10 protein-coding genes and 2 pseudogenes are annotated in these 13,321 nt (G+C 73.2%); 7 read left to right on the forward strand and 5 right to left on the reverse strand.

Annotated features, from left to right (window positions below):
• Positions 1 to 26: 26 nt before the first annotated feature.
• From AB0399_RS20965 to AB0399_RS20980, 4 genes and pseudogenes are all read left to right on the forward strand, one after another.
• On the forward strand, positions 27 to 536 hold the full coding sequence (locus tag AB0399_RS20965; protein ID WP_329365615.1) for a phosphatase PAP2 family protein: 510 nt from the start codon (positions 27 to 29) through the stop codon (positions 534 to 536).
• On the forward strand, positions 533 to 1,486 hold the full coding sequence (locus tag AB0399_RS20970; protein ID WP_329365613.1) for a decaprenyl-phosphate phosphoribosyltransferase: 954 nt from the start codon (positions 533 to 535) through the stop codon (positions 1,484 to 1,486). The genes AB0399_RS20965 and AB0399_RS20970 overlap by 4 nt, the downstream gene beginning before the upstream one ends.
• A 118-nt stretch (positions 1,487 to 1,604) precedes the next feature.
• On the forward strand, positions 1,605 to 2,108 hold the full coding sequence (locus AB0399_RS20975; RefSeq protein WP_366412358.1) for a GtrA family protein: 504 nt from the start codon (positions 1,605 to 1,607) through the stop codon (positions 2,106 to 2,108).
• Positions 2,096 to 2,932: pseudogene (locus tag AB0399_RS20980) on the forward strand (YihY/virulence factor BrkB family protein); the annotation flags it as partial. The gene AB0399_RS20975 and the pseudogene AB0399_RS20980, both read left to right, overlap by 13 nt.
• A 31-nt stretch (positions 2,933 to 2,963) precedes the next feature.
• Here the strand turns inward: AB0399_RS20980 and AB0399_RS20985 are convergent.
• Positions 2,964 to 4,355 (reverse strand): D-alanyl-D-alanine carboxypeptidase, encoded by a 1,392-nt coding sequence (locus tag AB0399_RS20985; RefSeq protein WP_366412388.1) that lies wholly within the window; start codon positions 4,353 to 4,355, stop codon positions 2,964 to 2,966.
• Between the two features lie 199 nt (positions 4,356 to 4,554).
• Between AB0399_RS20985 and AB0399_RS20990 the strand changes: the two genes are divergently transcribed.
• The gene (locus AB0399_RS20990; protein ID WP_366412359.1) at positions 4,555 to 4,872 is read left to right on the forward strand and encodes a hypothetical protein; all 318 of its coding nucleotides are present in this window, start codon (positions 4,555 to 4,557) and stop codon (positions 4,870 to 4,872) included.
• A 134-nt stretch (positions 4,873 to 5,006) separates the two neighbouring features.
• Here the strand turns inward: AB0399_RS20990 and AB0399_RS20995 are convergent, their stop codons facing one another.
• Positions 5,007 to 5,891, reverse strand: coding sequence for a hypothetical protein (locus AB0399_RS20995; RefSeq protein WP_366412360.1), 885 nt, complete (start codon positions 5,889 to 5,891; stop codon positions 5,007 to 5,009).
• A gap of 851 nt (positions 5,892 to 6,742) precedes the next feature.
• On the opposite strand from AB0399_RS20995, the gene AB0399_RS21000 reads away from it, so the two are divergent.
• Positions 6,743 to 9,136 carry a DUF3395 domain-containing protein gene (locus tag AB0399_RS21000; RefSeq protein ID WP_366412361.1) on the forward strand — a complete coding sequence of 798 codons (2,394 nt, stop codon included), beginning with the start codon at positions 6,743 to 6,745 and terminating at the stop codon, positions 9,134 to 9,136.
• Between the two features lie 140 nt (positions 9,137 to 9,276).
• The gene (locus AB0399_RS21005; RefSeq protein ID WP_366412362.1) at positions 9,277 to 11,037 is read left to right on the forward strand and encodes an enoyl-CoA hydratase-related protein; all 1,761 of its coding nucleotides are present in this window, start codon (positions 9,277 to 9,279) and stop codon (positions 11,035 to 11,037) included.
• Between the two features lie 57 nt (positions 11,038 to 11,094).
• On the opposite strand, the gene AB0399_RS21010 is transcribed toward AB0399_RS21005, so the two are convergent.
• From AB0399_RS21010 to AB0399_RS21020, 3 genes and pseudogenes are all read right to left on the reverse strand, one after another.
• On the reverse strand, positions 11,095 to 11,907 hold the full coding sequence (locus AB0399_RS21010) for a TetR family transcriptional regulator (protein ID WP_366412389.1): 813 nt from the start codon (positions 11,905 to 11,907) through the stop codon (positions 11,095 to 11,097).
• A gap of 262 nt (positions 11,908 to 12,169) precedes the next feature.
• Positions 12,170 to 12,517: pseudogene (locus AB0399_RS21015) on the reverse strand (DCC1-like thiol-disulfide oxidoreductase family protein); the annotation flags it as partial.
• Between the two features lie 142 nt (positions 12,518 to 12,659).
• Positions 12,660 to 13,082 (reverse strand): hypothetical protein, encoded by a 423-nt coding sequence (locus AB0399_RS21020; protein ID WP_328468322.1) that lies wholly within the window; start codon positions 13,080 to 13,082, stop codon positions 12,660 to 12,662.
• Between the last annotated feature and the right edge of the window lie 239 nt (positions 13,083 to 13,321).

Genomic DNA, 13,321 nt, shown 5'->3' on the forward strand with positions numbered 1-13,321 from the left:
ACCGAGGAAGCGAGGAGGTGCGGCCGGTGTTCCGCCCGGATCACGACCTGCTGACCGTGCTGCGCGGCTGCGGCCGGCAGCCGTACGCCGCCGCCGCGGCAAGGGGGCTGTCGATGGCCGGCGAGCACGGCGCGGTCTGGCTCGCCGCCGGGCTGGCCGGCGCGGCGGCCGACCCGGCCCGCCGCGGCGCGTGGCTGCGCGCCACCGCCCTGGTGGCCGCCTCGCACGCCGCGAGCATGGCCGTCAAGCGCGTGGTGCGCCGCCCGCGCCCGCAACTGCCGCCCGGTGCCGCGCCACTGGTGCGCACCGCCGGCCGGCACAGCTTCCCCAGCTCGCACGCCGCCTCCTCCGCCGCCGCCGCGCTCGCCTTCGGCGCGCTCGCCCCGGCCGCGCCCTTCCGCCCGCTCGCGACCGCGATCTGCCTGTCCCGGCTGGTCGCGGGCGTCCACTACCCGACCGATGTCGCCTTCGGCGCGCTGCTCGGCGCGACCACCGCCCGCCTCGGGCGGGACTGGACCCACAGGGGTGTGCGATGAGTGAACCCGCCACCGTCATCGAGCAGTCGGCGCCGCCGGCGCTCGCCGTCCCCGGCACCGGCTGGACCCTCGCCACCGGGCTGCTGCGGGCCGCCCGGCCCCGGCAGTGGGTGAAGAACGGGCTGGTGCTCGCCGCGCCGTTCGCCGCCGCCCGGCTGCTCGACCTCGATGAGGCGATACGGCTGGCGACCGCGCTGGTGCTCTTCATCGCCTGCTCGGCCGCGGTCTACCTGATCAACGACGCCCGCGACGCGGAGGCGGACCGGGCCCACCCGGTGAAGTGCCGCCGCCCGGTCGCCAGCGGCCAGGTCCCGGTCTCCGTCGCCTACACCGCCGGCGGCCTGCTCGCCGTCCTCGCCCCCGCCGTGGGCGCGCTCGCCTGCAACGGCCACACCGCAGCGCTGCTCGCCGCGTACGTGGTCATGCAACTCGCCTACTGCCTGCGGCTGAAGCACATGCTCGTGGTCGACCTCGTCATCGTCACCACCGGCTTCCTGATGCGGGCCATGGCCGGCGGGCTCGCCCTGAACATCGATCTCTCCCGCTGGTTCCTGATCACCTCCGGCTTCGGCGCGCTGTTCATGGTCGCCGCCAAGCGGTACTCCGAACTCGTCCTGATGTCGCAGCGCGACGGCGACCTGACCGCCACCCGCGCGCTGCTCGGCGAGTACACCATCGGCTATCTGCGGTTCGTCTGGCAGCTCGCGGCGGGCGTGGCCGTGCTCGCCTACTGCCTGTGGGCGCTGGAGAGCAGCGGCGGCGAGCACGGCCTGCTGCCCTGGCGGCAGTTGTCGATGGTCCCCTTCACCCTGTCGGTGCTGCGCTACGCGGTCTTCGCCGATGTCGGCGCCGCCGGTGAGCCCGAGGACGTGGTGCTGCGCGACCGCCCGCTGCTGGTGATCGCCATGGCCTGGAGCGCGCTGTACGTGCTCGCGGTGGTCAATTCGTGAGGCGGCGGGTGGGGCGGCCGGTGGGGCGGGTCTCGTCGTGCGCGGGCTGAGGGGGTCCGCGCGGCACGGGGCGAGCGGGTCCGCGCGGCGCGAGGTGAGGGGGGCCGCGCGGCGCGGGATGTGGCCGGAGTTGATGGGGTTCGCGCTGGCCGGAGGGGCCGCGTACGCCGCCGACCTCGGGCTGTTCGTGTGGCTGCGCGGGCCGGGCGGGATGGGGCCGCTGACCGCGAAGTCGCTGTCGTTCCTGGCCGGCTGCTCGGTGGCGTACCTCGGCAACGCGCTGGGCACCTACCGCGGTCGCGGCCCGGTCCGGGGCAGCCGGGCGCGGCGGTACGGCGCCTTCTTCGCGGTGAACCTCGCCGGGGCGCTGGTGCAGTTGGCGTGCCTGGGCTTCTCGCACTACGTCCTCGGCCGCACCTCGGCGCGCGCCGACGTGGTCTCCGGCGCGGGGGTCGGGATGGCGCTGGCCACCGCGCTGCGGTTCTGGGGCACCCGGACACTGGTGTTCAGCTCCGCCGCCCGCGGGGACGGGCCCGGCCGGCGACGCCCGGACGAGGGACCCGCGCAGCCCGCGGGCGTGCAGGCCACGGGGGAGGGTAGCCGCCCGACATGGACTGGTTGACCCGGCTGCCGTGGATCGGCCCGCACATCGCGCGGGCGATGCGCACCCACGCGTGGCGGGCGTTCGCGCACCTTCAGACCGTGCACTGGACGCGGCTGGCCGCCGCGATGACCTTCACCAGCTTCCTGTCGCTCTTCCCGCTGCTCGCGGTGGTCGCCGCGGTCGGCGCCGCCACCTTGTCGGATCACCAGCTCGACACGCTGGAGCACAAGATCTCCCAGCAGATCCCCGGCATCGCCGACAAGCTCGACATCAACAGCCTGGTCTCCAACGCCGGCACCATCGGCGTGGCGGCCGCCGCCGCGCTGGTGTTCACCGGTATCGGGTGGGTCGGCTCGCTGCGCGACTGCCTGCGCGCGGTGTGGCGCAAGGACGACGAGGAGCGCAACCCGGTCAAGGCCAAACTCTCCGACGGCGGGGTGCTGCTGGGCCTGGGCGCGGCCGCGCTGGTCTCGCTCGCGGCCTCCGGCTTCGCCACCGCGGCGGTCAACTGGACCGCCGACCGGGTCGGCCTGGACCACCACGGCCCGGGCCGGGTGCTGCTCACCGTCGTCGGCTACGTGCTGGCGATCGTCGCGGACTTCCTCATCCTGGTCTACCTGCTGACGCTGCTGCCCGGCGTCGACCCGCCCCGCCGGGCCGTCGCGGTGGCGGCGCTGATCGGGGCGGTCGGCTTCGAGATGCTCAAGGTCGGGCTGAGCGGCTATCTGCGCGGGGTCGCGGGCAAGAACGTCTACGGCGCCTTCGGCACCCCGATCGCCCTGCTGCTGTGGTTCAACTTCATGGCGAAGCTGCTGCTGTACTGCGCCGCGTGGACCGCGACGCAGTACGGCGAGGTGGCGCCGCGGGGCGCGGTCAGTGCTTCCGGGGGGAGCGGGGACGGCGCCGGATCGCCGGGCGGTCCGGAGAAGTCCCTGGCTGCTGCGCCTTCGTCTGCCCCTGCGTCTGCTCCTGTGCCTGCTCCTGATCCGGCGCGGTCCGCTGAGCGGGGGGAGACGCCTGGAGCGGAAGGTCCCGCGCCGCGCTCGGGCTCGCACCGCTGGGAACCACCGCGGACGGAAGCGGACGGCGACGCCGCACGACGATGATCACCGCGGCCAGTACCACCAGGGTCGCGGCGGTGATCCCGGCCGCCGTCCACAGCCCGCGGGACGACGAAGAGGAAGAGGACGACGCGGCGGCGACCGCGGTCCGCCCGTCCGTCGCGACGGACGACGGCGCCGACGTCTTGGCCGCGGGCACCTGGCTCAGGGGAGGCACCAGGGTGCCGACCGGCTTGACCGTCGGCGCGGCCTTGAAGCCCCAGTCCAGCAGCGATGCCGCCTCGCGGTAGACCGCGTTGTGCCCCGACACCGCCGGGTCCGGGTGCATCACGGTGACCAGCAGCTTGCGCCCGCCGCGTTCGGCGACCCCGGTGTACGTGGCGCCGGCGTTCGTCGTGTCGCCGTTCTTCACCCCGGCGATGCCCGGGTACGGTTTCACGTCGTAGTCACCGCTGAGCAGGCGGTCGGTGTTCTGGATCTGGAAGGTCTCCCGGGTCTTGCCCGGCTGGCCCTTCTTGGGGTGCTTGACCTTCTTGTAGTCGCCGGGGAACTTCGCGGTGACCGTCGAGCAGTACTCGCGGAACTCGGGGAGCTGGAGCCCCGCGCGGGCGAACAGCGTCAGGTCGTACGCGCTGCTGGCCTGGCCGGGCATGTCGTAGCCGTCCGGCGAGACCACGTGGGTGTCGTCGGCCTGGAGTTCGTGCGCCTCGGCGTTCATGTCGGCCACGGTCGCCGGGACGCCGTGGTTCATCGCCGACAGGACGTGCACCGCGTCGTTGCCCGAGCGCAGGAACACCCCGAGCCACAGGTCCTTCACGGTGTAGGTCAGGTTCTCCTTGATCCCGACCAGGCTGCTGCCCTCGCCCATGCCCTTCAGGTCCGAGGGCACCACCTTGTGCACGGTCGACGCCGGCAGCTTCGGTATGAGCATGTCGGCCAGCAGCATCTTCAGGGTGCTGGCCGGGGCGAGCTTCCAGTGCGCGTTGTGCTCCGCGAGGACGTCGCCGGTCTCGGCGTCCGTGACGATCCACGAACGCGCGGTGATGCCCTTCGGGAGCGCGGGCACGCCCGCGGCCGCGTTCACCTGCGTGCCCGGCAGGCTCAGCCGGTCGCCGCCGACCTTCGACATCACCGCCGGCGGGCTGGGCGTCTTCGGCTTGGCCGGCGCGGCCTGCGCGGTGCCGGCCAGCACGGTCCCTCCCAGCAGGAGGGCGGTCAGGGACGCCGCGGACGCTTTCAGGGCTGAGGTCACTGTCTTGGCCACCCGCAGAACGTACCGGGCCCGGCCGCCCTCCCGCGCCCCCGGGCCCCGCGCCCGTCACGTGACCCTTCGCACGCTCGCCGCCCGGAACCCCCGCACCCCGCCCGTCATCCCTCCCGACAGCCCGCCCATACTGGTACGTATGAAGCTCAGCCGCCGCGTCTCCTGGTTCCTGGTCGCCTTCGGCGTGTGGTCCTGGATCGTCTGGACGACCTTTGTGAAGAATCTCTGGAAGGACACCAGCGGCCTCGCCTTCCACCACGGCGACCACTCCCACCCGACCGCGTACTTCTGGATTCACCTCGCCCTCGCGATCACCTCCACGATCCTCGGCACCGCGATCGGCGTCCTCGGCATCCGCGGCCTGCGGGCGCTGCGCCGCGAACGGGACCGCGCGGCGGGCGAGCAGCCGCAGGACCCGCGGGAGCAGCAGCAGTCCGAGCGGGCAGCCGCCCGCTGACCCCTGATCGACGGATCAGTGGCGGGTCGGCGCCGAGGTCACGCGTAACAGGACAGCAGCTCGTCCAGCGGTGCGGGGTCGTCGGCGCAGATCACGGGCGTTCGGCCCGGCCGCATCGCCGCGACAGCGGGTCATCAGGCGGCCCTTTCCGTGGGGGTGGGGCGGCAGTCGGCGCAGCGGGTGGTGGGGTCGTGGGTGCGGAAGGCGCGGTCGCAGCCGTCGCAGGTGTGGAGGGGGGCCGGGCGGCCGGTTGGCAGGGGTGCGGGTGGGAGTGGGGGTGGCAGGAGGGCCGTCAGGCGGTGGGCGAGGAAGCGGCCCGGGTGGTGGACGGGGCCGTGCGGCAGGCCGGAGGTCAGGGCGCGGGTGACCTGGTCCGGGTCGGCGAGGCGCTCCAGCCAGGTGTCCACGGCGGGGACCAGGCGCGCGATGTCGCGGGCGGGCAGCAGCAGGCGGGGGTCGGCGAGCCGCAGCCGGGCGAGCAGGTCGGCGGCGGGTCCCCGGGTGGGCGCCCGCACAGGCTCCTCGGCGGGGATCGGCGTCGGGCGGGCCGTGGAAGTCGGCACGGGTGCTTCCGGGCCGATGCCGCCTCCGCCGCCTCCTCCGCTCGGTCCGCCTCCTCCGTCCGGTTCGGGCGGCCGCGGGGGCCAGGGGTGGCCGGGCTCCGGGCGGTCGTACGCGATCGTGCGGCTGGCGAACCGGCCGCCGCCGATCAGGAAGCGGCGCCGCTCCAAGTAGCCGGTGGCGACAAGCTCGTTGAGCGCGCGGCGGATCGTGATCTCGCCCTCGGGGAAGCGCGCGGTGAGCGCCTTCACGGTCACCGGGGCACCGTCGGGCAGCGACAGGATGTACACGCCGAGCCCGATCGCGAGGGCGGACAACCCGGTGTGCTGGGCCAGGTGGTTGCCGATCACCGTGAAGTTCTCGGTGTGGCGGTGCCGGACGTGGATCACCCCGGAGTACGGAGTGCCGTCGGGGAGCGGGGACGCGGACAGGGGCGCGTTAGACTGAGAGTCAGCCATCGGGAAGGTGTGTCTTCCTGGTTGGTCAGGCCCTCGGACCAGGATTGCCGTCCTGCCGGGGGCCGAAGTCGTTTCGGTGGGTGGGGCGCTGCCGGTGGTGCGGAGCGGCGGCGCCGTTAGCGGCGACCGTACCGCATCCATCCGACAATCCTGACGGTATGTCACCCGTTCGGGTTAATGGTCGGATGCGGGCCGGGGGAGCCCCGACTGCGGGGACGGCAGGGGTGGTTGGTGGTTCTTTCACCTGGTCCTTTAGGTACCTCGCGACCGGCCGGTACCGGGGTCACCGCAACGTGTGCGGCCACGCCCCGGACGTGGATCGCCGTCGCGAACTCGCCACGGACGCGCCCCCTGCGGGCCTTCGTCCATGACCACTTCCGCCCGCACCGTCTTGCCGACCTCGCGCGACGAGACACCCCACGCCCGCGCCAGCGCCTGCACCAGCAGCAGCCCGCGTTCGGGCCCGAGGCATGGGCCGCGTTCGTCGCGTACGCCGCCGAGCGGGCCCGAGCCCAAGGGCGTCAAGTGCCGGACGGGTCCGCCCGAGCCGTGAGTTGAACGTTTCAATCACATCAGGTGTGACCGGGTGAGGTCGCACGGCGAGGTGCGGCGTAGACGACTTCCTTCCTGGGCATTGCCCGGATCGAAAGCACGGGTCTAACCTGGCGCACGAGTTGAACCGAATCAACTGCACCGGGTCGTCTCCGCGTGCCGTCCAGCGTCCGATGCCGACGAAGGAGCGGGACGGACGGTGCCCCGTGTCGGGTTTCGTGACGGCGCCGGGACGACGGCCGACACGGACGACCGTTCGCCTGCTCGGCTTCGCCGCTTCTCCGCCAGGAGGCACCCGTATGGTCACGCGCAGAACGTTCCTGTCCGGCTCGGCGGCCGCGGCGGTGGTCGGCGTCGGCGCGGAGCCCGCTGCCGCCGAGGCCCGTACGCCGGCGGGCGCCGGGTCGATGCGCCCGATCGACCGGCAGGCCGTCGTGGCCCGCCACCGCGTGGTCCGCGGGAAGCTCGACACGCAGAGCCCCCTGCAAGTCGGCAACGGCGGGTTCGCGTTCGGCGTCGACGTCACCGGGCTGCAGACGTTCGTGCCGTTCAACACCATGTCGGACTGGGGCTGGCACAGCTTCCCGCTGCCGCCCGGCCAGGAGCCGTCCGACTTCCGCGGCCAGGTCTGGGACACGCACGGCCGGCCCGTCGACTACCCCATTCCCAACCCGGACCAGCCCGAACTGTCGGCGTGGCTCTACGCCAATCCGGCCCGCCTCAACCTCGGACGTATCGGCATGGAGCTGACCATGCCCGACGGCCGCGCGGCCACCGCCGTCGACCTCACGGCCGTCCACCAGGAACTCGACCTGTGGACCGGCGTCCTCGACAGCCGGTTCGAGATCGCGGGCGAGCCGGTCCACGTCCGTACCTGCTGCCACCCCGACCACGACACGATCGCCGTGCAGATCGACTCGCCGCTCGTCGCCACCGGGCGGTTGGCGGTGCTCCTCGACTTCCCGTATGCCGACGGGCAGGAGTTCGCGGCGTACGTCGGTAACTACGGTGCGCCGGACGCCCACACGACGACGGCGACGACGCGCGGGCACGACCGCGCCGACCTCACGCACCGGCTGGACTCCACCGAGTACCACGTCGCGCTCGCCTGGGAAGGCCAGGGGGCGTTCACCGCGCTGGGCGCCACCACCGGCGAACTCGCCATCCGTACCGCGCGGTACGGAACCGACGGCCACTGGGCCGACGTCACCGGCATCCTCGCGCCGCTCGTCGCGGACGACTCGCTGACCCTGCTGGTCAACTACCTGAACCTCGGCGACCCGGCGCCCGGCCAGGCCAAGCGCCTGGAGGTCGGCTACACGTACGCGGGCCAGGACCACGACATCGTCGTCCCCGACGGCCAGACCCTGTCGATCGGAGCGGCGGCCGACCGGCACCGCTACCGCCTCGCCGCCGGCGGCCGTACCGACCGGCTGCGGTTCACCTGCACCTACGCGCCTACGCCGGCCGGATCGGTGCCGACGTCGAGCGCGAGCTTCGCGGCGAGCACCCGGGCCTGGCGCCAGTACTGGCTCTCCGGCGGGGCGATCGACCTGTCCGCGAGCACCGACCCGCGCTGGGAGGAACTGGAGCGGCGCGTCGTGCTCTCCCAGTACCTGATGCGCGTCAACGAGGCGGGCTCGCTGCCGCCGCAGGAGGCCGGGCTCGTCAACAACGGCTGGAACGGCAAGTTCCACATGGAGATGTACTGGTGGCACGGCGCGCACTGGGCGCTGTGGAACCGCTGGCCGATGCTCGACCGCAGCCTGGACGTCTACGAGCGCTTCCACCGGTCGGCGCGTGAACGGGCGCAGTTCCAGGGCTTCGGCGGCGCGCGCTGGCCGAAGTGCACGACGGCCGACGGGCGCGAGTCGCCGCACGTCATCCACGCCCTGCTGGTGTGGCAGCAGCCGCACCCGCTCTTCCTCGCCGAGATGGACTACCAGGCGCACCCCGACGAGAGCACGTTGCACAAGTGGCGCGACATCGTCTTCGACACCGCCGACTTCCTTTCCTCCTGGGCCTTCTGGGACGAGGCCACGAGCCGCTACATCCTCGGCCCGCCCATGTACGTCGTCTCGGAGAACACCGACCCGAGGACCACGCAGAACCCGACGTTCGAACTCGCCTACTGGCGCTTCGGGTTGCGGATCGCGCAGCAGTGGCGCAAGCGCCTCGGCCTGCGCGACGATCCGCGGTGGCAGCGCGTCCACGACAGGCTCGCGCCGCTGCCGGCGCAGGACGGGGTGTACGTCCTGCACGAGGGCGTCCAGGACATGTGGACGCAGTGGAACTACGAGCACCCGGCCCTGATCGGGCCGTACGGCTGGCTGCCGGGCGACGGCGTGGACGTGCCCACGATGGCCCGCACCGCCGAGAAGGTCTTCACCGGCTGGCAGTTCGACCAGACCTGGGGATGGGACTTCCCGATGCTCGCGATGTGCGCCGCGCGGCTCGGCCGCCCCGACGACGCCGTGGACTTCCTGCTCCACCCGGCCGCGGGCTTCCAGTTCGACGACGCCGGCCTGGCCACCGGCGGGCCGTTCCCCTACTTCCCCAGCAACGCCGCGCTGCTGTACGCCGTCGCCTTCATGGCCGCAGGCTGGGACGGCGCCCCCGACCGCCACGCCCCGGGCTTCCCGTCCGACCGGAGCTGGTCGGTGCGCTTCGAAGGGCTGCAGTCTGCCCTGTGAGTTCAGGGCCGAGGGGCGCACCACCGGTCAGGTGATTCCGGGGGCGGGTCCGGGCGGTTGGGCGGGTCGCCGCGCCTGGCACGGTCCATGATCGCCTACGCCGACATCTCGGCCTCGGCTGTCGGCGGACGGAGGCGGTCATGGACATCCTGCTGGTGGCGAGCGCGTTCAACAGCCTGACGCAGCGCGTGTTCGCGGAGTTGGGGGACCGCGGGCACCGGGTGGCGGTGGAACTGGCTCTCGGGGACGAGGCGTTGCGCGAGGCCGTCGCGGGCCACTCGCCCGAGCTGATCGTCGCACCGATGCTCAGGACGGCGATCCCGCGGGACATCTGGTCGGCGTACACCTGCCTGATCGTCCACCCGGGCCCGGTGGGCGACCGCGGACCGTCGTCGCTGGACCGGGCCGTCACCGAGGGGGCCGAGGAGTGGGGGGTGACGGTCCTCCAGGCGGTCGCCGAGATGGACGCGGGCGACGTGTGGGCGTCGGTGGCCTGCCCGGTGCCCCCGGTCGGCAAGAGCGACCTGTACCGCAACGAGATCGGTGACGCGGCGGCCCGAGCGGTGATGCTGGCGGTCGAGCGCGTCGCCGCCGGGAGCTATGTGCCGCGCCCGCAGCAGGCAACTTCCGCAGCTCCCGCAGCTCCTGCCGCTCCTGGTGCCGAAGGGCCCGCCGAACCCGCCGCCGCCGGACCGGGGGCGCCGCAGTCCCGGCCCTACCTCGACCAGAGCGAGCGGCGGATCGACTGGACGGCGGACCCCACCGAACTGGTGGTGCGGAAGCTGCGGGCAGCCGACTCGCAGCCCGGCGTGCTCGACGACCTGCTCGGGGTGCAGTGGTACCTGCACGGCGGGCATCCCGAGGACGTCCTGCGCGGGCGCCCCGGGACGCTGCTGGCCACCCGTGCCGGAGCCGTCTGCCGTGCGACCGCGGACGGAGCGGTGTGGCTCCCCGAACTGCGGCCCCGCCGCAAGCCGGGCGGGCCCGCCACCTTCAAGCGGCCGGCCGTACTCGCCCTCGGGGACCGGATGCCCGCGCTGCCCGAGTCCGCCGTCCCGCTGTGGCTGCCCCGGGAGCGGCGGACGTACAGCGACATCCGCTACGAGGAGGACGGGCAGATCGGGTTCCTGCGGTTCGCCTTCCCCGGCGGCGCGATGAGTACCGACCAGTGCCGGCGGCTGCTCGCCGCCCACCGTTTCGCCTGCTCGCGCCCGACCACCGTGCTGGTGCTGGGCGGCGCCAGGGACTTCTTCTCCAACGGCATCCACCTGAACGTGATCCAGGGCGCCGCTGACCCGGCCCAGGAGTCCTGGGAGAACATCAACGCCATGGACGACCTCGTCGAGGCGCTGCTGACGACCCCGGACCGGCTGGTCGTGGCCGCGCTCGCCGGTAACGCGGCAGCCGGCGGAGTGCCGCTCGCGCTGGCCGCGGACGAGGTCTGGTGCCGCGCCGGGGCCGTGCTCAACCCCCACTACCGGCTGATGGGGCTGCACGGTTCGGAGTACTGGACGTACACGCTGCCCCGCCGGGTGGGGGACGCGCAGGCCGAACGGCTCATGCGGCAGGCCCTGCCGGTGACCGCCGCCCGCGCGCGCGACCTCGGCCTCGTCGACCTCGTGCTCGACAGCACACCCGCGCAGTTCGGTGCGGCCGTCGCGGAACGTGCCGCACGTCTGGCGTCGGCGCCCCGCACGCAGCAGCGCGTCGTCGAGAAGAAGGCGCGGCGGGAACGGGACGAGGAGACGCTGCGGGCCCACCGCGAGCGGGAACTGGCCCTGATGCGGCAGACCTTCTTCGACCCGGACGCGCCGTACCACGCGCTGCGCAGTGCCTTCGTCACCAAGCAGCGCCCCGCGCGGACCCCTGAGCATCTGCGCTGCGGGAACACGGCGGACTAGGGCCGGCCGCAGGCGGGTCGGGCGCCGGCGGCGGGTGGGTCGGGCGCCGTTCGGCGGTCAGGCGCGGCGTTTGCGTCTACTGGTGGGGGTGGGCGGCTTCGGTGGGGTGGGGAGGGGGGTTTTGCCGATGGTGGGGAGGATGAAGTCCTGGATCAGGCCCTTGGCGTCGCGGACCAGGGGGCGGAAGGCCCGGTAGCGGGAAAGGGTGATGATCCGGGCGACGAACGGGGTGGAGCGGCGGACGAACTCGCGGGTGCGGGCGGTGTCCTCGGTGCGGTCGAAGACCCAGTACAGGACGACGACCATCAGGTGCAGCCACAGCAGGTCGGGGAGGAGTTCGGCGAGTTCCGCGTCGAGTTTGGGGGCGAGGTCGGAGCCGGTCAGGACGTCGTGGAAGAGGGCGACGGCGGTCTCGCGGGCCGGGTGGGACTCGTTGGAGAACGGGCTGAGCGAGCTGTCCGGGTCGGCGGCGGTGCGGAAGAACTGCGCGGCGAACTCGTGGTACTCCGCCGCGCAGTCCAGCCAGGAGGCGAGGGTGATCTCCAGGCGCCGCGCGAAATCCCGCTCCCCCTCCATGCGGGATGTCGCGTCGCGCGCGTGGTCGTGCGTCATCAGGTCGTAGAACCCCTGGATCAGGAATTCCTTCGACTCGAAGTAGTAGTACGCGTTGCCGACCGAGACCCCGGCCTCCTGGGCGATCGCCCGCATGGTGGTCTTGTCGTAGCCGCGCTCCTGGAACAGCCGCATCGCCGTGGCGAGGATCAGCGCCCGGGTCTGCTCGCTCTTGCCCGTCTTCGGCCTGGCCCGGCCGCCGGGCAGCGGCTCGGCCTCGCCGGTGTCGGCGGCCTTCGCGGTGGTGCGGTCGTTCATGTCCTCCACCCGGGTGAGCCTATCCGGGGGCGGGGCCGCAGCCGTCCGTGCAGGTGCCGTCGTGCTCCCCGGCGCCGGTGCGGGTGCGGGTGCCGGTGCGTGAGGTGTGAGCGGAGTCGGGGTCGGGGCCAGGCCCCGGGCTCGGCCCGGGCGCCTGGCTCCATCCGGTGACCCGGTCGTACGTCCAGCCGGGCGCCATCCCGTACGTCACCTTCCCCGGCGGCCTGGCCGGCGGGTGGGCGAGCGCGCCGTGGCTGGTGGTACCGCGGTACTTCGCCGCGCTGAGCACCGCGGCCCGGGCCAGCCGTCGCCCGGCCGGCCTGGTCAGGGTGTGCGCGAACTCGCGGTGCCCGGCCAGCGCCCACAGGCAGACGATGAACGCGTTGTCGCCCCGGTAGACCTGGCCCTGGTCGCCCACCGCGGTGATCTCCTTGGCCGTGGCGGCGTGGTCCAACTCCGGGAAGCGGCGCAGCGCTTCGCCCGACCCGGTGGGCACCAGGTCGATCGGCACGAGCTGCCGCTGCCGGGCCAGCCAGTCCGCGACGAACGAGCACAGCTTGCAGCGCGGGTCGTACAGCACGGTCAGCCCGCGCAACGGCCGGCGGGGGATCGCCCGGCGGGGGACCGGCCGGCGTCCGCTCCCGGTCGTGCTCCCACTCCCGCTCCCGATCCCACTCCTGCTCCCGGTCACGCGTGCCGCGGCCGGCGGCCGGTACGGCTCCGCCCGGCGGGCCGCGGTGCCGGCGGCCATCTCAGGCCCCCGCGGGCTTGGGCGCCCACGCGGTCGGCGTGGTGTCGTCCGGCTCGATCGGCGGGTACTGCTCGCGGTCGCTCAGGCCGCGCCGCCGGAAGCGGTTGAGGACGTAGACGTTGCCCAGGTGCATGGCGCCGAGCACCAGCAGGACGACGCCGAGCTTGACCGACAGCGCCTCGAAGACCTCACGGGCGTCCTCGATGGTGTCGGTGGTCTTCAGGTAGAGCGCGACGAAGCCGAGGTTGACCAGGTAGAAGCCGACCACCAGCAGGTGGTTGACCGCGTCGGCCAGCTTCTCGTCGCCGTGCAGGACGTCGGACAGGAAGAGCCGGCCGTTGTGGCTGAGCGTCCGGGCCACCCAGACGGTCAGCGTGACGCTGATCGCCAGGTAGATCACATAGGCGAGGACGGTGAGGTTCATGACGCATTCCACCCCTGAGAGAGTGCTCTTGAACGTGTTCAAAACTCTGACAGCAAGGATGCTAGCCCTGTTCTTGAACGTGTTCAAGACGGCCAAGTGCCGTCGCTGCGGGACTGGGTGACGGAGTGACGGTCTTGCCGGGTGGCGAGGCGGGGCAGACGAAAGCGGCCCGGCTCCTTCGGGGAGGGAGCCGGGCCGCGTCGGTGGGCGCGGGAATGCCGCGCTGAGGTGGATGGGCG

The sequence above is a fragment of the Streptomyces sp. NPDC088194 genome (genome assembly GCF_040702025.1).
Taxonomy (GTDB): Bacteria; Actinomycetota; Actinomycetes; order Streptomycetales; family Streptomycetaceae; genus Actinacidiphila.

What these genes read in the sequence shown, in the direction of transcription:
- AB0399_RS20995 (WP_366412360.1), bottom strand. Translation starts at nt 5,891, where the DNA reads ATGGCTGACTCTCAGTCTAACGCGCCCCTGTCCGCGTCCCCGCTCCCC.
- AB0399_RS20970 (WP_329365613.1), top strand. Translation starts at nt 533, where the DNA reads ATGAGTGAACCCGCCACCGTCATCGAGCAGTCGGCGCCGCCGGCGCTC.
- AB0399_RS21000 (WP_366412361.1), top strand. Translation starts at nt 6,743, where the DNA reads ATGGTCACGCGCAGAACGTTCCTGTCCGGCTCGGCGGCCGCGGCGGTG.
- AB0399_RS20990 (WP_366412359.1), top strand. Translation starts at nt 4,555, where the DNA reads ATGAAGCTCAGCCGCCGCGTCTCCTGGTTCCTGGTCGCCTTCGGCGTG.
- AB0399_RS20975 (WP_366412358.1), top strand. Translation starts at nt 1,605, where the DNA reads ATGTGGCCGGAGTTGATGGGGTTCGCGCTGGCCGGAGGGGCCGCGTAC.
- AB0399_RS21010 (WP_366412389.1), bottom strand. Translation starts at nt 11,907, where the DNA reads ATGAACGACCGCACCACCGCGAAGGCCGCCGACACCGGCGAGGCCGAG.
- AB0399_RS21020 (WP_328468322.1), bottom strand. Translation starts at nt 13,082, where the DNA reads ATGAACCTCACCGTCCTCGCCTATGTGATCTACCTGGCGATCAGCGTC.
- AB0399_RS21005 (WP_366412362.1), top strand. Translation starts at nt 9,277, where the DNA reads ATGGACATCCTGCTGGTGGCGAGCGCGTTCAACAGCCTGACGCAGCGC.